The organism is Mycobacterium sp. E2497, assembly GCF_001668695.1.
GTDB lineage: Bacteria > Actinomycetota > Actinomycetes > Mycobacteriales > Mycobacteriaceae > Mycobacterium.
Genome location: NZ_LZKD01000129.1, coordinates 31,500 through 50,099 on the forward strand (window position 1 = coordinate 31,500; position 18,600 = coordinate 50,099).

Annotated in this window: 18 protein-coding genes; 9 read left to right on the forward strand and 9 right to left on the reverse strand. The window is 68.8% G+C overall.

What is annotated here, in order from left to right; translation table 11 throughout:
- Positions 1 to 38 precede the first annotated feature (38 nt).
- Positions 39 to 1,718 carry a long-chain-fatty-acid--CoA ligase FadD2 gene (gene fadD2 / locus A5713_RS10695; protein WP_067917992.1) on the forward strand — a complete coding sequence of 560 codons (1,680 nt, stop codon included), beginning with the start codon at positions 39 to 41 and terminating at the stop codon, positions 1,716 to 1,718.
- Positions 1,719 to 1,728: 10 nt separating this feature from the next.
- Here fadD2 and A5713_RS10700 read toward each other — a convergent pair whose 3' ends face one another.
- From A5713_RS10700 to A5713_RS10710, 3 genes are all read right to left on the reverse strand, one after another.
- The gene (locus A5713_RS10700; RefSeq protein WP_067917995.1) at positions 1,729 to 2,094 is read right to left on the reverse strand and encodes an ATPase; all 366 of its coding nucleotides are present in this window, start codon (positions 2,092 to 2,094) and stop codon (positions 1,729 to 1,731) included.
- Positions 2,095 to 3,055: 961 nt separating this feature from the next.
- Positions 3,056 to 5,257, reverse strand: a complete 2,202-nt coding sequence (locus tag A5713_RS10705) for an acyl-CoA dehydrogenase (RefSeq protein ID WP_068095341.1) — start codon at positions 5,255 to 5,257, stop codon at positions 3,056 to 3,058.
- Between the two features lie 104 nt (positions 5,258 to 5,361).
- A complete protein-coding gene (locus tag A5713_RS10710) occupies positions 5,362 to 6,495 on the reverse strand; it encodes an alpha/beta hydrolase (RefSeq protein WP_068095384.1) in 1,134 nt (377 codons plus the stop codon).
- Between the two features lie 110 nt (positions 6,496 to 6,605).
- Here A5713_RS10710 and A5713_RS10715 point away from each other — a divergent pair, with 110 nt between their 5' ends.
- The 4 genes from A5713_RS10715 (at position 6,606) to A5713_RS10730 (ending at position 10,836) form a co-directional block, all read left to right on the forward strand.
- Positions 6,606 to 7,190, forward strand: a complete 585-nt coding sequence (locus A5713_RS10715) for a VOC family protein (RefSeq protein WP_067922613.1) — start codon at positions 6,606 to 6,608, stop codon at positions 7,188 to 7,190.
- Positions 7,187 to 7,735 carry a hypothetical protein gene (locus tag A5713_RS10720; RefSeq protein ID WP_067922610.1) on the forward strand — a complete coding sequence of 183 codons (549 nt, stop codon included), beginning with the start codon at positions 7,187 to 7,189 and terminating at the stop codon, positions 7,733 to 7,735. Before A5713_RS10715 ends, A5713_RS10720 begins: the two co-directional genes overlap by 4 nt.
- Before the next feature lie 299 nt (positions 7,736 to 8,034).
- Entirely contained in the window at positions 8,035 to 9,456 is a 1,422-nt protein-coding gene (locus tag A5713_RS10725; RefSeq protein ID WP_067922607.1) for a condensation domain-containing protein, read from the forward strand.
- A gap of 27 nt (positions 9,457 to 9,483) precedes the next feature.
- Complete coding sequence (locus tag A5713_RS10730; RefSeq protein ID WP_068095385.1) at positions 9,484 to 10,836, forward strand: hypothetical protein; 1,353 nt, start codon at positions 9,484 to 9,486, stop codon at positions 10,834 to 10,836.
- Between the two features lie 7 nt (positions 10,837 to 10,843).
- Here A5713_RS10730 and A5713_RS10735 read toward each other — a convergent pair whose 3' ends face one another.
- Entirely contained in the window at positions 10,844 to 11,512 is a 669-nt protein-coding gene (locus A5713_RS10735; protein ID WP_067922604.1) for a TetR/AcrR family transcriptional regulator, read from the reverse strand.
- 81 nt (positions 11,513 to 11,593) lie between these two features.
- Here A5713_RS10735 and A5713_RS10740 point away from each other — a divergent pair, with 81 nt between their 5' ends.
- Together A5713_RS10740 and A5713_RS10745 are read left to right on the forward strand one after the other, a co-directional pair.
- Positions 11,594 to 12,505 (forward strand): oxygenase MpaB family protein, encoded by a 912-nt coding sequence (locus tag A5713_RS10740; RefSeq protein ID WP_068095386.1) that lies wholly within the window; start codon positions 11,594 to 11,596, stop codon positions 12,503 to 12,505.
- A gap of 96 nt (positions 12,506 to 12,601) precedes the next feature.
- Positions 12,602 to 14,176 (forward strand): PPE family protein, encoded by a 1,575-nt coding sequence (locus A5713_RS10745; RefSeq protein ID WP_068095343.1) that lies wholly within the window; start codon positions 12,602 to 12,604, stop codon positions 14,174 to 14,176.
- A gap of 60 nt (positions 14,177 to 14,236) precedes the next feature.
- On the opposite strand, the gene A5713_RS10750 is transcribed toward A5713_RS10745, so the two are convergent.
- The 5 genes from A5713_RS10750 to rpmB all read right to left on the reverse strand — a co-directional run bounded on the left by A5713_RS10750 (position 14,237) and on the right by rpmB (position 15,591).
- Entirely contained in the window at positions 14,237 to 14,500 is a 264-nt protein-coding gene (locus A5713_RS10750; RefSeq protein ID WP_231980341.1) for a hypothetical protein, read from the reverse strand.
- 122 nt (positions 14,501 to 14,622) lie between these two features.
- Complete coding sequence (rpsR, locus tag A5713_RS10755; protein ID WP_068095347.1) at positions 14,623 to 14,886, reverse strand: 30S ribosomal protein S18; 264 nt, start codon at positions 14,884 to 14,886, stop codon at positions 14,623 to 14,625.
- On the reverse strand, positions 14,883 to 15,188 hold the full coding sequence (gene rpsN / locus A5713_RS10760) for a 30S ribosomal protein S14 (protein ID WP_068095350.1): 306 nt from the start codon (positions 15,186 to 15,188) through the stop codon (positions 14,883 to 14,885). Before rpsN ends, rpsR begins: the two co-directional genes overlap by 4 nt.
- Before the next feature lie 2 nt (positions 15,189 to 15,190).
- The gene (gene rpmG, locus A5713_RS10765; protein WP_068095352.1) at positions 15,191 to 15,355 is read right to left on the reverse strand and encodes a 50S ribosomal protein L33; all 165 of its coding nucleotides are present in this window, start codon (positions 15,353 to 15,355) and stop codon (positions 15,191 to 15,193) included.
- On the reverse strand, positions 15,355 to 15,591 hold the full coding sequence (gene rpmB, locus A5713_RS10770) for a 50S ribosomal protein L28 (RefSeq protein ID WP_068095354.1): 237 nt from the start codon (positions 15,589 to 15,591) through the stop codon (positions 15,355 to 15,357). The genes rpmG and rpmB overlap by 1 nt, the downstream gene beginning before the upstream one ends.
- A 301-nt stretch (positions 15,592 to 15,892) precedes the next feature.
- Here rpmB and A5713_RS10775 point away from each other — a divergent pair, with 301 nt between their 5' ends.
- Both A5713_RS10775 and A5713_RS10780 read left to right on the forward strand, forming a co-directional pair.
- Positions 15,893 to 16,798: a class I SAM-dependent methyltransferase gene (locus tag A5713_RS10775; RefSeq protein WP_068095356.1), complete on the forward strand. Its 906-nt coding sequence runs from the start codon at positions 15,893 to 15,895 to the stop codon at positions 16,796 to 16,798.
- A 189-nt stretch (positions 16,799 to 16,987) separates the two neighbouring features.
- Positions 16,988 to 18,454 (forward strand): PPE family protein, encoded by a 1,467-nt coding sequence (locus A5713_RS10780; protein WP_068095358.1) that lies wholly within the window; start codon positions 16,988 to 16,990, stop codon positions 18,452 to 18,454.
- Positions 18,455 to 18,600 lie beyond the last annotated feature (146 nt).

The window sequence follows — 18,600 nt, forward strand, 5'->3', positions numbered from 1 at the left end:
CCCCTCGGGATGCGACGGACGTCACATAGGGTGGATCCATGCCTAATCTGATTGGCCTGCCTGGGCAGGCGGTTGCCAAGGTTCAGCAATACCTGGAACGCGGCTCGGCCGAATTGCACTATGTGCGCAAGATCTTCGAAGCGGGCGCCTTCCGGCTGGAGCCACCGCTGAACTACGCCGCGATGGCCAACGACATCTACAAGTGGGGCGAGTTCGGCATGCTGCCCTCCCTGAACGCCCGGCGCCACCCGGACCGCGCCGCGTGCATCGACGAGGAGGGCGAGTTCAGCTTCAAAGAGCTCGACGAGGCCGCCCACGCGGTGGCGAACGGCCTGCTCGAGATGGGGGTCAAGGGCGGCGACGGGGTGGCGATCCTGGCGCGCAACACCCGATGGTTCCTGATCGCCAACTACGGCGCCGCCCGGGTGGGCGCCCGCATCATCCTGCTCAACAGCGAATTCTCCGGCCCGCAGATCAAGGAGGTGTCGGAGCGCGAGGGCGCCAAGCTGATCATCTACGACGACGAGTACACCAAGGCCGTCAGCAAGGCCGAGCCGGAACTGGGCAAGCTGCGCGCGCTGGGCACCAACCCCGACGCGGACGAGCCGTCGGGCAGCACCGACGAGACGCTGGCCGACCTGATCGAGCGCAGCAGCAAGGAACCCGCCCCCAAGGCCTCCAAGCACGCGTCGATCATCATCCTCACCAGCGGCACCACCGGCACCCCCAAGGGCGCGAACCGCAGCACCCCGCCGACCCTGGCGCCGGTCGGCGGCATTCTCTCGCACGTCCCGTTCAAGGCCAACGAGGTCACCTCGTTGCCCGCCCCGATGTTCCACGCGCTGGGATACCTGCACGGCACCATCGCGATGTTCCTGGGCTCGACCCTGGTGCTGCGCCGCAAGTTCAAGCCACCGCACGTGCTCGAAGACATCGAGAAGTACAAGGTGACCGCCATGGTGGTGGTGCCGGTGATGCTGTCGCGGATCCTCGACGCGATCGAGAAGATGGAGAAGAAGCCCGACCTGTCCAGCCTGCGGATCGTGTTCATCTCCGGGTCGCAGCTGGGGGCGGAGCTCGCCAGCCGCGCGCTGAAGGACCTGGGGCCGGTCATCTACAACATGTACGGCTCGACCGAGATCGCGTTCGCCACCATCGCCGGACCACAGGATCTGGAGCGCAACGCGGCGACCGTCGGACCGGTGGTCAAGGGTGTCAAGGTCAAGATCCTCGACGACAACGGCCAGGAGAAGCCGCAGGGCGAGGTCGGCCGGATCTTCGTCGGCAACGCGTTTCCGTTCCAGGGCTACACCGGCGGCGGCCACAAGCAGATCATCGACGGCCTGATGTCCTCGGGCGATGTCGGGTATTTCGACGAGCACGGCCTGCTCTACGTCAGCGGCCGCGACGACGAGATGATCGTCTCCGGCGGGGAGAACGTCTTCCCCGCCGAGGTCGAGGACCTGATCAGCGGGCACCCGGAGGTGGTCGAGGCGACCGCGATCGGCGTGGAAGACAAGGAATGGGGCCACCGGCTGCGCGCCTTCGTGGTGAAGAAGGACGGCTCGGACGTCGACGAGGACACCATCAAGCACTACGTCCGCGATCACCTGGCGCGCTACAAGGTGCCGCGTGAGGTGGTCTTCCTCGAGGAGCTGCCGCGCAACCCGACCGGCAAGATCCTCAAGCGCGAGTTGCGCGAGATGGAGGTCGACTAGCCCTTCGGGGTCAGCGCCGGTCTTTGATGGCCCGGGTGATCTGCGCCGCCAGTTTGGGGTCGACCAGGAGCTGGTCGATGAGCGCGGTGAGCACCTCTTGTCCGGTCACCCGGGCGACCCCCAGGCGGTCGGCCGCCTCCCGCTGCCAGATGTCGAGGGCGCGGTGGGTGGCCGCCGGCAGGTCGACGGTGCGCCGTGTCCGCTGAACCCGTCCCGCCTGGTTGTGCGCCGGCGGGCTGACCATCCGCTGGGGGGACTGCTGCCCGAGCCCGGTAAGGCGCTCGGTCGGCGCGGCGTCGCCCGCCGCGGCGCCCGACGGCGCGGGACCCCGGAACGATGCGGCGCCGGGTCCGATGTGGCTGCGGTTGAAGTTCACTGCGGCGGTGCCCTCCGAATGAGTGGCCGATCAGTAAATCAGCGCTCGAATGTGTCGATACTGATTCTTCCACCGTCCACGGCGTAAGTCGCGCGACCGGGCCGCCGACCGGCCGCGTCCCCGTCGGCGGCCGCTTTCTGCAGCAAATGGCTTACGGTAGCTGGCAGGCGCGGCGTATGTCGCGGTAATTTCGGGCGCGGGAGAGATGGAGCGCAATTCCGCGCCGCATAACGCAGGGCAATACGCCGATGCGGAATTGCGGAGAACAGTATTTCAGTAGACGCCATCTGAGCAGGGATAAAGCCGGACTCCGTAGATCAGTATCCGACGTTCTCCTGAGATATGGAAATCATTAAATCCGACAAAATGTCGACCTTGCGCAGTCTGGCAATCGACCTGTTACATAATTCACAGGACAATTCGTGTGTAGCTTAGTTGTTTGCCGGGAAACTCCTGGCTAACGTTTTTGTTGTCGGTATCAGATCCTGGAAGGGGCTCCTGCGATGACGCTCTCTGCACAATCGCTCCGCCGCGCGGCCGCCAGTGCGGCCGGCGCTTCGGCCATGGCGGGAGCGCTGCTGTTCGGCGCCGGCGCCGTTGCCCAGGCGGCCCCCGCACCAGGAACCGACCACAGCTTCACCACCACCGGTCCGCATGGCGCGCCCGGTGGGCCCGGAATCCTTCCCGACCGTCCAGGAGGGGGTCATGGCGGATGGGGCGGAGGCCACGGATGGAACGGGGGGCACCGTGGCCCGGGTTGGGGGAACCGCGGATTCTGGGCCCCCGGGCACTGGTGGAACTGGTGGTGGTGAACCAAGCCTCCCCGTGATAGCCGGCCAGCCTTGACGTGCCGATCCACTCCTAGGCTGACCGGTCCACGGGATGGGGGGGAAACCATGCCGGCCTGACCACCCCTCAGGTCGGCATGGCCCTTTTCCGGGGCGGAATCGCCCGCCGGCGGTCAGGGATCGCGAGGAAGGCCGAGCAACCGCTCGGCGATGATGTTCAGCTGCACCTCGGAGGTGCCGCCGTAGATCGTCGTGGCCCGGCTCGCCAGCAGGTACTCGCCCCACTTGCCGGGCAGCTGGTTCGTGTCGCCGATGGCGGCCTCGGTGCCGAACGAGGACACCGCGAACTCGGCGTACCCCTGGCCGGTGCGCATCGAGAGCAGCTTCGAGATGGCCGCGGACGGCATGGCATCGCCGCCGGCCAGCGTCAACAGCGTCGAACGCAGGTTCAGCACCTTGGCGGCGTGGCCCTCGGCGATCAACTGACCTGCCCGGTGTTGCGCGACCGGGTCGAGGTGCCCGTCGCGAACGAACTCGATGAACTGACCGAGAGTCGCCAGGAAGTTGGCCTCGCTGCTGCCGATCGAAACCCGTTCCGCGGTAAGGGTGTTGCGGCTGACCTCCCAGCCACGATTGACCTCGCCGAGCACGCATTCGTCGGGCACGAACACGTCGTCGATGTAGACGGTGTTGAACATCGCGTTCCCGGTGAGCTCGCGCAGCGGCTTCACCTCGACGCCTTCACTGCGCATGTCCAGCAGGAAGTAGGTGATGCCGTTGTGTTTCGGGGCGCTCGGGTCCGTTCTCGCCAGCAGCGCGCCCCACTGGGAGAGCTGCGCCGCGGTGGTCCAGATCTTCTGACCGGTGATCCGCCAGCCACCGTCCGTCCGAGTTGCCTTAGTGCTCAACCCGGCCAGGTCCGATCCGGCGCCCGGCTCGGAGAACAGCTGACACCAGATCATCTCGCCGCGGAAGGTCGGCGGCAGGAACCGCTGCTTCTGCTCCTCGGTGCCGAACGCGACGATCGACGGGATGATCCAGGTCGCGATGCCCATCTGCGGGCGCTTGACGCGGCCCGCGGTGAACTCCTGGGCGATGATGATCTGCTCCACCGGACCGGCGGCGCGCCCCCACGGCCTCGGCAGATACGGCAGGGTCCAGCCGCCCTCGGCGATGGCGACCCTGCGCCGGTCGCGCTCCATCGCCTTCAGCGCGCCCACCTCGGCGCGGATCTCGTCGCGCAGCTTCTCGGTGTCGGGGTCGAGGTCGATGTCGACCGGCCGGAGCCCGGTGCTGGTGGCGGTGTGCACCACTTTCTGCGGGTACTCCGAACCGCGGCCGAAGGAGGCGGCCAGCATCAGCGCCCGGCGGTAGTACACGTTCGTGTCGTGCTCCCAGGTGAAGCCGATCCCGCCGTGCACCTGGATGCAGTCCTGCGTGCACCGTTGGGCGGCCGCCGGCGCCAGCGTCGCCGCCACGGCTGCCGCGAACTCGACGTTGGAAGCGCTGATTTCCCAAGCGTTTTCGCGTGCCTCGTCGATGGCGCGGGCGGCGTCCCACACCGCCGCGGTGGCCCGCTCGGTGTCGGCGATCATTTCCGCGCACTTGTGTTTGATGGCCTGGAACTGCCCGATCGGCCTGCCGAACTGCTCGCGGATCTTGGCGTAGTGCGACGCGGTGTCGGTCGCCCAGCGCGCCACCCCGATCGCCTCGGCGGACAGCAGCGTCGTCATCAACGCGTGCGCGGTCGCCATGCTCAGGTTGCCCAATGCGGCGTCTGCGCCCACCTCGACGGCGTTGGCGCGCACATGGGCGACGGGGCGCAGCGGGTCGATGCTTCGCACCGGCTCGATCTCGAGTTCCTCGGCGCGCAGCACCACCCATTCCTCGCCGCTGTCGATGGCGACCGGCAGCACCAGCACGGAGGCCTGCGCCGCCGCGGGCACCGCGCGGACCTCGCCGCGGAGCACCAGCGTGTCACCCTGGCGGGTGGCGGTGAGCCCGCAGCAGTCCATCGCGTATGCGGCGATGGCCGCGCCGGACGCCAGCTCGGAGAGGACCTTGGCGTGCGGATCGCTGGCGGAGATCAGGGCGCTGGCGATCGCCGACGGCACGAAAGGCCCGGGCACCGCGCCGTAGCCGAACTCGGCCAGCACGATGGCCAGCTCGAGGATGCCGAAGCCCTGCCCACCCACGGACTCGGCCAGGTGCAGGCCCTGCAGGCCCTGGTCCGCGGCGGCTTGCCAGTACGGCGGGGGATTGTCGATCGGCGTTTCCATGGCCGCGTGCAATGCCTCGGACGGCGCGATGCGCGCCACCAGCGACCGCACCGAATCGGCCAGGTCTTGATGCTCAGGAGTGATAGCGATCGGCATTGGTCGCCTTCCCATGCTTTCGGGTTCCGTCTCGGCCGGGCAGCTTCCAAACTAACAACCGGTCGGTTGGTTGACCACAGGGGTCGGTCGGGTGGCGACGGGTCTCAGCGAAACCGCTTGGCGATCCAGTCGGCGATGATGTCGGCTTGCTCGTCGCGGGCGCCCGGGGTGGTGAAGTAGTGATCGCTGTCGATCGACGCCTCGGTCTTGTCGGGGCCGGCGAGCGCGGCGAAAATACGCTGGGCGTCGGACGGGAACACACCGGTGTCGGCCTCGGCGTTGATCACCAGGGCGGGGCAGGTGATGCGGGCCAGGTGTGGCTCGGCCCGGGTCTGCGCCACCCGCAGGCTCCACATGCCCAGCCAGTTGCGCAGGGTGCAGGCCGCCGCGATCCCGTGTGCGGACCGGTTGGCCTTCGCCGGGACGCCGGCATAGCACATGTTCGGTTGGCGCCGCGTGGGCTCGATGCCGGCATCCACCATGCGGGGGTCCGCCCAGGTGCGCATGACGCTGAACGGACGGTCGGAAAATCCCGCCGCGCGAACGCGTTTGAGCTCCCGCTCCGCCCAGTCGGTGATGGCGTGGTTGCGCGCCGTTTGCGCACGGCGGTAGCGGGCCAGGAACTCCGGCGCGTACGGCGGGCCGTTGCGCTCGTTGAACAGGTCGAGGTCGGCGTCGGTGGCGACGGGGTCGTTCTCGTCGACGACGGCGGCGTCCATCCAGGCCGTCAGCACGTCCGGCCGCCCGGGATGGGCCGCGGTGGCCACGTAGCCGTCGGCGGCGGGCAACTCGGTCAGGCCCGTCGCGGGTCGCATCCCCTCCGGCGGGGTCACGTTCGGCGCCACGGCCTGCGACTGATACGCGGCCATCAACGATCCGCCACCCGAATTGCCGAGCAGCACAACCGTTTCCACCCCCTGCACCTCGCGCAGCCAGCGCACTCCCACGCCGATGTCCACCAGCGCATGGTCGAGCAGGAAGCTGCTCTCGAAGCCGCGGAACCTGGTATTCCAGCCGAGAAACCCGATCCCGCGGGTGGCCATGTAGTCGGCGAGGTAGTGCTCGGAGAAGTCGATCTGGTAGTGGGTGGCGATCATCGCCACCGTGGGCTTGTGGCCCTCCCCGCGGTGGTACAGACCCTGGCAGGGATGCCCGCCCGCACCGGCGCGCCCGGCGGTGGGCGACGGCAAACCGACGAACTCGCGGCGCACTCCCGCGGCACCGGTGTGAAGAGTCATTTCGGCGGCCCTGCTGGCGACGGACATCTCGGAGAAAACTGAAGCTGATGTTAGATTCTTCAATTACATCTTGGCCAGGATTTCCCACGCCGGGACGGAGGGGAACTGCGATGATCAAGCCCCACAACACCAACACGGAATTCGAACTCGGCGGGATCAACCACGTCGCGCTCGTTTGCTCGGACATGGCCCGCACCGTGGACTTCTACACCAACATCCTGGGCATGCCGTTGATCAAGTCGCTGGACCTGCCCGGGGGCGCGGGCCAGCATTTCTTCTTCGACGCGGGCAACGGCGACTGCGTCGCATTCTTCTGGTTCGCCGACGCTCCCGACCGGGTGCCGGGCATCTCGTCGCCGGGCGCCATCCCCGGCATCGGCGACATCACCAGCGCGGTGAGCACCATGAACCACCTGGCATTCCACGTGCCGGCCGAGAAGTTCGACGCCTACCGCCAGCGCCTCAAGGAGAAGGGTGTGCGGGTGGGGCCGGTGCTCAACCACGACGAGAGCCCCATGCAGGTGTCCGCCACGGTGCATCCCGGGGTGTACGTGCGTTCGTTCTACTTCCAGGACCCCGACGGCATCACGCTCGAATTCGCTTGCTGGGTCAAGGAATTCGATAGCAGCGATGCGAGCACGGTGCCGAAGACTGCGGCCGACCGCCGGCCCGCGGTGCCGGCCGGCCGGCCGTGACCGAGGGCATCCTCTCCGACGCCCGGATCGCGGCCCTGACGCCCGGGGAGCGGCGTGACCTGATCACCCGGCTGGAACAACCCGTGAGCGACATCGTCGACCCCGTGTTCCTGGCCCGCGTGCGGCGAATCCGGTTGAGCCTGATGGCCGGTGGCTCGGCGGTGATGATCCCCTGGCTGGGCTATCTGTCCACGACGCTGCCGGAGAACTACGTCGTGCACAACTGGCCCCTCACCTGGATGGGCTACGACGTGTTGTTGATGGTCTTCATGGCGGCGACGGCCGTGTTGGGCTACCTGCGCCGCCAGGTGCTGATCCCGGCCGCGTTCACCACCGGTGTGCTCCTGATCTGCGACGCATGGTTCGACCTGATGACCGCAGGCCCCAGGGACGTCTGGCTGTCGGTGGCCACCGCTGTGCTGGTCGAGCTGCCGCTGGCCGCCTTCATGATCTTCAGCGCGCTGCGGCTCATGCGCCTGACCATGGAGCGGTTCTGGCTGCTGGATCCCGGGATGCGGCTGTGGCAGCTGCCGCTGTTGCCCTGAGCGGGTGCGGTCGTTTGCTCCGGAGAGAGCAGATTACCGGCGTCGCCGCGACAGCGCGCGGGATTGCGAATCTTGTCCAAAACCGCGTAATCCTCGCGTTCCTGTACTAGCGTCCAACAACAGCGACTCGGGGGTACGAGCGACGACCGTAGGTTCAACTCCACACACGAAAATCAGTTCGCGAAGCTCCCCGGTACGAAATTGAATTCATATTGCGCATAAAACCCATTCGGGAATGGGTTTCCGGTACCCCCTTGCCGCACAACGGAATCAGCACCTCACAGAGCGAGGATCAAGAAATGGTCGCACTCGGGAACATCTACGAATGGGAACCGCCGCACGGACCACTGACCACGTGGACGGCCACGCCCGCGGCGCACGAAGCGGCTCGCACCGCGCCATTGAGCGATTTGGTTCCGAGTTATCAGCAGACTCAACACCTCTGGACCGCCCACCTCGGCGACACGATGAACCGACAGCTGCCCCGGTTGATGGTGGTGGCGTGGGACATTCCCGGCACGTGTGACATCCCGGCGATGACGGCGGCGATCAACGCCCATGTCCGTGGTCAGGACACCTACCACAGCTGGTTCGAGATCGTCGAAGGCGTCATCGTCCGCCGCGCGATCGCCGACCCCGGGGTCATCGAATTCGCTCCGACGGCGTTCGGACAGATGAGCCCCGAACAGGCGCGTGCGCACGTCTTGACGACGACGCCCGGGACGCTCGGATGGGGCTGCTTCACCTACGGAGTCGTCCAGGGGCCCGACCACTTCACCTTCTACGCCAGCGTCGACCACCTGCACATCGACGGCGTGTCCGCCGCGCTGATCTTCCTCGACATCCACCTGACGTACCAAGAGCTGGTGCTGGGTGCGCAAGGTGGCGAGCTTCCCGCACCCCGCGAGCTGAGAAGTTACCGCGACTACACCGTGCGGCAGCGGGAGAGGGCGGCGAGCCTGACCCTGTCGTCCCCGGAGGTCAAGGACTGGATTGCGTTCGCGCGTGAGGCCGACGGTGACTGGCCGAGCTTTCCGCTGCCGCTGGGCGACACATGGGCCAGCTGCAAGGGCGACCTGGTCACGGTCGACTTGCTCGACGCCGCGGGGACGGAGTCGTTCGACGCCGCGTGTTGCGCAGCCGGTGCCCGGTTCATCGGGGGAGTCCTGGCTTGCACGGCGTTGGCGGAGCGCCAATTGACCGGCAAGGAAACCTATTTCGGGTTCACGGCCAGGGACACCCGAGACATGGGCGTCGACACCATGACGGTGGGATGGTTCGCCAGCCTGATCCCCGTGACGGTTCCGACGGCCGGCGACTCGTTCCCCGAGGCGGCACGGGCGGCTCAGAAATCCTTCGACTCCGCCAAGGACCTCGCCGCCGTGCCGGTCGAGCGCGTGCTGGAGTTGGCGACCCCGGATCAGCTGGGCATCAAGCTGCCCACGCAACTGCCGATGATGTTGTCGTTCCTCGACTTTCGAAAGATCCCCCTTGTCGGGATGTGGACGGAGATGAATTTCGGGACCTATGGCGACAGCCTGTCCGCCGGCGGGATCAACATGTGGATCAACCGGCACGTGGAACGCACCACGGTGACGATCTCCTTCCCGGACAACGAGATAGCCCGCGAGTCGGTGCAGCGCTACCTGGCGGCGCTGATCCGGGAATTCGCCCGGGTGATCGAGACCACCCCCGACCAGCCCGATGTCGTTGCGGCCTAGACGCACGAGACGGCGGGAGTCGGGATGATGAGCAACGTGCTTGACCTGGCCGACCAGACCATGTTCCTCGGCGAGCGGGCGACCGCCACCACCAGTGTGCTGCAGTGCATCTGGGTATACGACCGCGCCGTCGACGTCGACGGGCTGCGAAGGTTTCATCGCCATCTCGGTCGGGGTCGGCTGCGTCGCCGCATCGAACGGTCCCCCTTGCCGTTCGGCAGGCATCGCTGGGTGGCTCCCACCGTTCAGTCGGAGCTCGAGATCGTCGCTGCGCCACGGCCCCGTGAGGCGATCGGCGACTGGCTGGAGGAACAGGCGGATAAGCGACCCGATGCCGAGCACGGGCCCGGATTCCACCTTGCCCTGCTCCCCTTGACCGACGGCGGCGCGGCGGTGAGCCTGGTGACCACCCATTGCCTCACCGACGGCGTCGGGCTGTGCGAGGCGTTGGCGGACGCGGCGTGCGGCCGCGACGACACCATCGACTGGCCGCCCCCGGCGGCACGGCTGCGGTGGCGGGCCGTGCGCGAGGACGCACACCAAACCGCATGCGACGCATCAAGCGTGGGCCGCGCCGTGGTTGCCGCGATCCGCCTGGCCGGGACTGCACGCCACGCCGGCGCCGCCGCGTCGCCGGCCGCCAAGCGGCCCGCGCCGCCCGTCGGGGCGGACGAGCTCATCACGCTGCCCATGGCGACGCTGTTCATCAACGCCGACGAGTGGGACGCGCGCGCGCAGGCACTCGGGGGGACGAGCAACGCGCTGCTCGCTGGACTGGCCGCCCACCTCGCCCGACGAGTCGGGCGAGTCGCCGCGGACGGAACGGTCAACGTGGGAATGCCGGTCAACGAGCGCACCCCGGGCGACACCCGCGCGAACGCGGTCGTCAATGTCGACATCACGGTCGACCCCGCTCCGGCGACGACCGACCTGCGCGAGATCCGCACCAGGGTCAAGGAAGCCCTGTCCCGCCACCTGGACGAGCCCGACGAGCGCTGGGCCTTGCTGCCGCTGATTCCGCTGATCCCGAAGCGCGTCATGCGGCGGCTGATCGGCGTGGTCACCGGCAGCGCGATCACCGTCGTGTCGTCAAACCTCGGGACGCTGGACCCGGCCGTCAACCGGGCGGACGGCACCGAGGCCGATCACTTCGCCATGCGGACGGTGTACCCGGGGGTGACCACCGCGACCATGTACCGCACCAACGGGGCACTGGCGTTGTTGTCGGGGCGGGTGCACGGCCGGGTGTTCGTCTCGTTCCTCGCCTACGAGCTCGGTCGACACAACTCGATTGAGCAACTACGAGCCAACGTTTCAGATGCGCTGAGCGACTTCGGGCTGACGGCCACCACGGCCTGGCGCACGGCCTGCCCGGCGTAAGCACCCGCTAGGCGTCGGCCGCCGCCCGGGATTCCTTGGTGCGATAGAGCCTTGGCTCGGCGAGCTCGTCGAGCAGGGCGGCCAGGTGATCGATGAGCTGGTCGGGTTCGAGCCGGACGTCGCCGGCGAGCCAGGCGCTGATGGTCTGCCCTACGCCGCCGACCACGAAGTGCGCCGCCGCCTTGATGCGGTCGTTTGCCGGAACCCGCATCGCGTCCCCGACGTGCTGGCCGGACAGCATGGCGAACAACGCGCTGGATTCGGCGCGCTTGCGCACGATCACCGGATCGGCAAGCTGCGTGCTGAACAGCAGGCGCCCGAGCCGGGCGTCGTCGGCGATGGTGTGCACGATGTTGGCCATCCCCGCTCGCGTCTGCTCGTGCGCCGGCACCGCCGTCACCGCGGCCTGCGTGGTGGCGGCCAGCTGGGCAACCACCCAATCGAAGACGGAGCCGACGAATTCGTCTTTGTCGGCGAAGCTCTCGTAGAAGTACCGGGCCGCCAACCCGGCCTCACGGCACACGCCGCGGACGGTGACCGCCGAGACGCTCTGTTGCTCGGCGCCGAGCAGCTCGAGGCCCGCGGCCAAGAGGCGGTTGCGCCGCGTGGCCAGGCGCTGCGCGGCCTCGACGCCGCGGTAGGGCCGCGCGCTGGAGGTCTCGCTCATGCCACCCATCTTGACACCGGCGGGGCGCCGCGACAATATCAGGAAACAGCCGTTCTCACATTGGCGGCAGTGCCGCGGGAGGGGATGACGATGGCGATCCGCGAGGCTGTTCAGGAACCGGCTCGGCATGTCGAGCGCCCCATCGCCGACCCGCCCCGGCCATCCCCGGCGCGGCGGCGCCGGTTGGCGCTCGGCATCGACGAGGGGTTGATGGGCGTCGCGCTGTTGGCCGGCCCGGCGAACGTGGTCATGCAGTTGGCGCGTCCCGGTGTCGGCTACGGCGTCATGGAGAGCCGCGTCGAGAGCGGCCGCGTCGACCTGCATCCGATCAAGCGCGCACGTACCACCTTCACCTACCTGGCCGTGGCGACCAACGGCAGCGACACCCAGAAGGAGGCCTTCCGCCGCGCGGTGAACCGCGCCCACGCGCAGGTCTACTCCACCCCCGAAAGCCCGGTGCAGTACAACGCTTTCGACCCCGCCCTGCAGCTGTGGGTGGGGGCGTGCCTGTACAAGGGCGGGGTCGACATCTACCGCATGTTCATCGGCGAGCTGGACGGTGAGGACGCCGACCGCCACTACCGGGAGGGCATGGCGCTGGCCACCACCCTGCAGGTGCCGCCCGAGATGTGGCCGGCGGACCGGGCCGCGTTCGACCGATATTGGGAGGAGTCGCTGGCCAAGGTGCACATCGACGACGCGGTCCGCGAATACCTGTATCCCATCGCCGCCGGCCGCATGCCGGGACTGGCGCTCCCGCGCCGGCTGCAGCGCGCCTGCGACAACTTCGCGTTGCTCGTCACCACGGGCTTTCTGCCGCAGCGGTTCCGCGACGAGATGCGCCTGCCCTGGGACGCCGCCAGGCAACGGCGCTTCGAACGGCTGATTGCGGCGCTCGCCCTGGTGAACCGGCGCCTACCGCGGTTCGTTCGCCGATTCCCGTTCAACGTCCTACTGGCCGACGTCGACCGCCGGATCAGGACGGGGCGCCCACTGGTCTGACGCGCGCGGCGGCCGAACCCGGCCGTGTTGATAACGACAATCATATTCATTAAGCTCTCCTCTGCCTGGTAAGCCTTCCCAGTCTGAGGAGTACCTATGACGGCACCGATCTGGATGGCCTCGCCACCCGAGGTGCACTCCGCGTTGCTCAGCAGCGGCCCCGGCCCGGCATCGCTGCTCGCGGCGGCGGGCGCATGGTCCGACCTGAGCACCGAATACGCCTCGGCCGCAGCGCAACTCAGCGGCGTCTTGGCCGCGGCGCAGGCCGGCTCGTGGCAGGGGCCCAGCGCGGAGTCGTACGTCGCCGCGCATGCGCCCTACCTCGCGTGGCTCACGCGGGCGGGCGCGGACAGCGCCGCGGCGGCCGCCGAACACCAGACCGCCGCCGTCGCCTACACCGCGGCGTTGGCGGCCATGCCGACGCTGCCGGAACTCGCCGCCAACCACGCCATCCACGGCGCTTTGGTGGCGACGAATTTCTTTGGCGTGAACACGATTCCGATCGCGGTCAACGAGGCCGACTACGCGCGGATGTGGGTGCAGGCGGCCGCCACCATGACCACCTACCAGGCGGCCTCGACCGCGGCCGTCGCGGCGACACCGCAGACCGACCCCGCGCCGCAGATAGTGAAGTCGGACGCTTCAGCCGATAGTTCGTCGAACGTGGACCACGACCCTACGATCGACAATCCGCTCAACGACTTCATTGCGCAAATCCTGAAGAACTTCGGCATCAACTGGGATCCGGCCCAAGGTACGCTGAACGGCCTGACCTATGACTCCTACACCAATGCGTCAGAACCGATTTGGTGGGTCGTTCGAGCGCTGGAACTGCTCGAGGATTTCGAGCAGTTCGGCTACTACCTGGTGCACAATCCGGCGCTGGCCTTCCAATACATCGTTCAGCTCATGCTGTTCGACTGGCCGACCCACATCCTCGAGATCCTGACCACGGCACCGCAGCTGCTGGCCCCCGCGGTGCTGCTCGCGGTCGCCCCCTTCGGCGCCGTCGCCGGCTTCGCCGGGCTGGCCGGCCTGGCCGGGATACCTCAGCCCCAGGTCTTGCCGGCGCCGGTGCCGGCGCCCGCCCCACCACCCGCCCCGATGCCGGCCGTCGCGATGACACCGACCGCCGCTGCGCCGGCGGCGGCGCCCGCCTCGGCGCCGGCGTCCGCTCCCGCGCCGACGGCGACCACTGTGGCCACGACCGCGCCACCCACCCCGCCGCCGCACCCGGCGGGTTTCGCGCCGCCCTACGTGGTGGCCCCGCCGGGCATCGGGACCGGCTCCGGGATGGGCGCGGCGGCCAGCTCGAGTGCCAAAAGGAAAGCGCCGGAACCCGATAGCGCCGCCGCGGCGGCGGCCGCGGCCGTGCGGAAGCAGGCCAGGGCGCGCCGCCGCAGGCGGGCGATCAGCCGCGACTACGGCGACGAGTTCGCGGACATGAATGTCGACGTCGACCCGGATTGGGGTGCGCCGGGTGCCGGGGCGGCGTCGGTCGCCTCCGACCACGGGGCGGGGAAGCTGGGGTTCGCCGGGACCGCCCACCGCGAGGAGGCCACCGCGGCATTGGGATTGACCACGCTGGCCGGTGACGAGTTCGGCACCGGCCCAAGGGTTCCCATGATGCCGGGCACCTGGGACGATGACGGTGGCAACGCTACGCGGTAGCGCACGCCCGGGAATCCCCGGCAAACCCTCGCGGACAACGCGGCTGGCAGGCTCGGCGGGTCAGTTGCTGCGGCGCAGGCTGGTAGCCCAAAGGTGGTGATTGCCAAGTTCTTCGGGGATCGGAGCGGTCTCCCACTGGCCGCGTTCCAGCCAGTCACGCAGGGCCGCGGCCTGCTGGCTGCTGGCGATGGGTCCGATCCAGTGAGGTGGCCCGCATGCCGCCCGGTCTTTCGTGCAGGGCTGCACGACGGCCATGACGCCGCGCCCCGTCGGCCGGGACGCGCACGTCACCGGCCCCAGCATGCACGCGGCCGAGACGAGCATGGCGTGAGGGCAGCGCCGGATCGCGGGCCGTAGTTCGTCGATCACCGAGAGCCGGTGATGGGACGCGCAAGCGGCGCAGACAATCAGGGTGAAGGGGCGGTCGGTGCCGCGCCGCGGCGAGGTCAACGTCCCGTGCCGGGGTAGGGCAGCAGCGCCATCTCGCGGGCGTTCTTGATGGCCGTCGCCACCTGTCGCTGCTGTTGGACGGTCAGGCCGGTGACGTGGCGCGCGCGGATCTTGCCGCGCTCGGAGATGAATACGCGCAGCGACGCGGTGTCCTTGTAGTCGACTTTGCGCAGACCCAGGCTGGTGAGCAGGTTTCTCTTCCCGGACTTGACATCCGGCTGGGCGAGACGACGTCTGCGCTGGGCATTCTTGCCGCTCACCAGCTTGCCTTTCGCACTCCGGGGAGCTGACCCGCGTGGGCCAGCTCGCGCACCCGCACCCTCGACAACCCGAATTTGCGCAGATGCCCACGCGGGCGTCCGTCTACCGCATCCCGGTTGCGCAGGCGCACCGGGCTGGCATCGCGGGGCTGGCGGGACAGCTCCCGTTGCGCCGCGGCCCGTTGGTCGGGGGTGCTCTGACGCGAGCGGATGGTTTCCTTGAGTTCGGCCCGGCGCGGGGCGTAGCGCGCCACGATGGCGCGCCGGCGCTCGTTCTTCACGATTTTGGATCTCTTGGCCATGTTCAGCGTTCCTCGCGAAAGTCGACATGGCGGCGGACGACCGGGTCGTACTTGCGCAGCACCAGTCGGTCGGGGTCGTTGCGCCGGTTCTTGCGGGTCACGTAGGTGTAGCCGGTGCCCGCCGTCGACCGCAATTTGACGATGAGGCGAATCTCGTTGCGGGCCATCAGATTCGGTGCCCCTGTCGACGCAGTCGGGCCACGACTGCCTCGATCCCGTCGCGGTCGACGACCTTGATGCCCTTCGCGCTGACCCGCAGCCGAATGCGGCGTCCCTCGGATGGCAGGTAGTACGTCTTGAGTTGAATGTTGGGTGACCAGCGCCGGCGGGTCCGGCGATGCGAATGTGACACCGCATTACCGAAACTCGGTGTCCGGCCGGTCACCTGGCAGTGCGCCGACATCGTGTACCTCCATGTCCCGCTTATTGAAAATGATTTTCGACAAGGCCTGATACAGACGGTACCGCATCCACAGACAAGATGAAAATGATTATCAATAAGGAGCGCGATGCGGACGCCCGTCATCCTGGTCACCGGCCAGCCGATCCGGGCGACGACGCGGCCGGCTGAGTGCCCTTCGGCGGGCCGGTTCTCAACACGACGGCCACGCGGACGCGTCGGCCGGGGGCGGTGGCGCCCGCGCTCACCGTAGGCGTTGCGCGCCACGGAAATCGGCACATCTGCGGCCGGTACTGTCGACTACATGCGTAGTGAAGGCGATACCTGGGATATCACAACGAGTGTCGGTTCGACGGCGTTGTTCGTGGCGACTGCGCGGGCGCTGGAGGCCCGCAAGCCGGACCCGCTGGCCGTCGACCCCTATGCGGAGGTGTTCTGCCGCGCCGTGGGCGGGTGGGCGGCCGACGTCCTGGACGGCAAGGCCCCCGATCACGAGCTGACCACGGCCGACTTCGGCCAGCATTTCGTCAACTTCCAGGGCGCCCGCACCAAGTACTTCGACGAATATTTCCGCCGCGCCGCCGGCGCCGGCGTCCGGCAGGTGGTGATCCTCGCGGCGGGGCTGGACTCCCGCGCCTACCGCCTGGACTGGCCAGCCGGCACGACCATCTTCGAGCTGGACCAGCCGCAGGTCCTCGACTTCAAGCGCGAGGTGCTCACCGGGCAGGGTGCGCGGCCGAACGCGGAGCGCCGCGAGATCGCGGTGGACCTGCGCGACGACTGGCCGCAAGCGTTGCGCGACAGCGGCTTCGACGCCGCCCTGCCGTCGGCCTGGATAGCCGAGGGCCTGCTGATCTACCTCCCGGCCACCGCGCAGGAGCAGCTGTTCACCGGCATCGACGGCCTGGCCGCCCCGGGCAGCCACGTCGCCGTCGAGGACGGGGCCCCCCTCGACCAGGACGACTTCGAGGCCAAGCGCGAGGAAGAGCGCGCCAAGATGGCCGAAGGCGCCGAGCGGCCCTTCTACCAGCTGGTCTACAACGAGCGGGTCGCCCCCGCGACCGAATGGTTCGGGGAGCGCGGGTGGACCGCGGTCGGCACCCCGCTGGCCGACTTTCTGCGCCAGAACGGCAGGCCGGTTCCTGGCCCGGACATCGACGCCGGGCCGATGGTCGCGCGTAACACCCTGGTGGGCGCGGTCAAAGGCTGACCGCCGCCGGGCTCGCGATGAGTTCGCCATGAGTTGACCGCGCGCCGGAACTTTTTCGCGCCGGCCTCCGACTACTACCGGGCTGATCGGTGCGCCGCCCAACAGCCCGGGCGGCGTCGGTCTCGGCCCGGCGAGGAGTTCCGGCGTGACGTTGCGCGCTTTTTTCGATGGCCCGGCCGGCGGTCGAGGGTGACCGCCCCCGTGTGGATGGCGCTGCCGCCGGAGGTTCATTCGGCGCAGCTGAGCAGCGGCCCCGGCCCGGCCGGCCTGCTGGCCGCGGCGGCCTCCTGGAGCTCGCTGAGCGCGACCTACGCGTCGGCGGCCGACGAGCTGTCCGCGACCTTGGCGGCGGCGCAGGCCGGGGCGTGGGAGGGCCCCACCGCCGAGCAGTACGTGGCCGCCCACGCGCCCTACCTGGCGTGGCTGACGCGGGCCAGCGCCGACAGTGCCGCGGCCGCCGCCCGGCACGAGACCGCGGCGACGGCCTACACCGCGGCGCTCGGCGCCATGCCGACCTTGCCGGAGCTGGCCGCCAACCACGCGATGCACGGCGCGCTGGTGGCGACGAACTTCTTCGGTATCAACACGATTCCGATCGCGGTCAACGAGGCCGACTACGCGCGCATGTGGGTCCAGGCGGCCACCACGATGTCCACGTACCAGGCGGTCTCCACGATGGCGGTGGCGTCGACGCCGCAAACCGACCCGGCTCCCACCATCGTCCAGGCCGACAGCACCGGCGAAGAGGACGACAGCGGCAACGACGACATCATCGACAACGACTCCGGCAACCCGTACCAGCTGAGCTGGTGGATCAACCGCTTCCTGGAGATTTTCCAGACCATCGGAAGGGATCTGGAGGAATTTCCCGAGAATCCGTCCGCGGCGTTGACGCAACTCCTGCACGACATCGGCCTGCTGATCGCGGACGAGTTCACCCATCTAATCGAGGTATTCCAGGCGTTCCCCCAGCTCCTGGCGGTTCCGTTTGTCGTGCCGGTCGGAGCCGCGGGAGGCCTCGCCAGCCTCACGGCGTTGGCCGCGATCCAGCCCGAGCCGGTTCCCGCCCCGGTCGCGGCCGCCGCACCGGTATCCGAGGCCCCGAAAATGCCCGCGGTGGCCGCCGGTTCGCCGGTGGGCATCACGGCCACCGCCCCGGCGCCGTCGACCGCCACCCCGGCCCAAGCCCCCGCACCCACCTCGGTGCCGGCGACCGGAACCCCGCCACCGCCCGCCGGCATCGGGAGCGCCCCCTTCCCCTACCTGGTGGGCGGTCCGACCCTCGGGTCGGGCACGGGCATGGGCGCCGGCGCGCAACGCAAGGCGCCGGAGCCCGATTCCGCCGCGGCCGCGGCGGTGGCGGCGGCATCGGCGCGGGACCAGCGGCGGGCCCGGCGGCGCCGGCGGGCGGCGATGCAGGATCACTACCGCGGTTACGAATACGCGGACCTGGAGCCGGACACCGGCCCGGAGGCGGATGCGTTCGCAGGAGTCGCGTCATCGGTGGCTTCGGACCGGGGTGCGGGGCCATTGGGTTTCGCCGGGACCGCGAGCAAGGGCGGCACCGACGCGTCCGGACTCGCGACGCTCGCCGGCGACGATTTCGGCGGCGGCCCGTCGCTGCCCATGTTGCCGGGCAATTGGGCACCGGACTGACGAAACCGATCGGGACCGGAACTTTCCCGGTGCGACGGACGACTACTGCCTTGTCCGGCGGTCCAAAGTGGGCACCGCCCGGATTGATAATGAAAATGATTTTCGATAAGCTCGACCGCTTAGAAGCGACTGCCAAGGGCCTGCCA

Excerpts from the sequence above, each read along its gene's own strand:
- fadD2 (WP_067917992.1), top strand. The coding sequence starts at position 39 with ATGCCTAATCTGATTGGCCTGCCTGGGCAGGCGGTTGCCAAGGTTCAG.
- A5713_RS10705 (WP_068095341.1), bottom strand. The coding sequence starts at position 5,257 with ATGCCGATCGCTATCACTCCTGAGCATCAAGACCTGGCCGATTCGGTG.
- A5713_RS10710 (WP_068095384.1), bottom strand. The coding sequence starts at position 6,495 with ATGACTCTTCACACCGGTGCCGCGGGAGTGCGCCGCGAGTTCGTCGGT.
- A5713_RS10715 (WP_067922613.1), top strand. The coding sequence starts at position 6,606 with ATGATCAAGCCCCACAACACCAACACGGAATTCGAACTCGGCGGGATC.
- A5713_RS10725 (WP_067922607.1), top strand. The coding sequence starts at position 8,035 with ATGGTCGCACTCGGGAACATCTACGAATGGGAACCGCCGCACGGACCA.
- A5713_RS10730 (WP_068095385.1), top strand. The coding sequence starts at position 9,484 with ATGAGCAACGTGCTTGACCTGGCCGACCAGACCATGTTCCTCGGCGAG.
- A5713_RS10735 (WP_067922604.1), bottom strand. The coding sequence starts at position 11,512 with ATGGGTGGCATGAGCGAGACCTCCAGCGCGCGGCCCTACCGCGGCGTC.
- A5713_RS10740 (WP_068095386.1), top strand. The coding sequence starts at position 11,594 with ATGGCGATCCGCGAGGCTGTTCAGGAACCGGCTCGGCATGTCGAGCGC.
- A5713_RS10745 (WP_068095343.1), top strand. The coding sequence starts at position 12,602 with ATGACGGCACCGATCTGGATGGCCTCGCCACCCGAGGTGCACTCCGCG.
- A5713_RS10750 (WP_231980341.1), bottom strand. The coding sequence starts at position 14,500 with ATGCTCGTCTCGGCCGCGTGCATGCTGGGGCCGGTGACGTGCGCGTCC.
- rpsN (WP_068095350.1), bottom strand. The coding sequence starts at position 15,188 with ATGGCCAAGAGATCCAAAATCGTGAAGAACGAGCGCCGGCGCGCCATC.
- rpmG (WP_068095352.1), bottom strand. The coding sequence starts at position 15,355 with ATGGCCCGCAACGAGATTCGCCTCATCGTCAAATTGCGGTCGACGGCG.
- rpmB (WP_068095354.1), bottom strand. The coding sequence starts at position 15,591 with ATGTCGGCGCACTGCCAGGTGACCGGCCGGACACCGAGTTTCGGTAAT.
- A5713_RS10775 (WP_068095356.1), top strand. The coding sequence starts at position 15,893 with ATGCGTAGTGAAGGCGATACCTGGGATATCACAACGAGTGTCGGTTCG.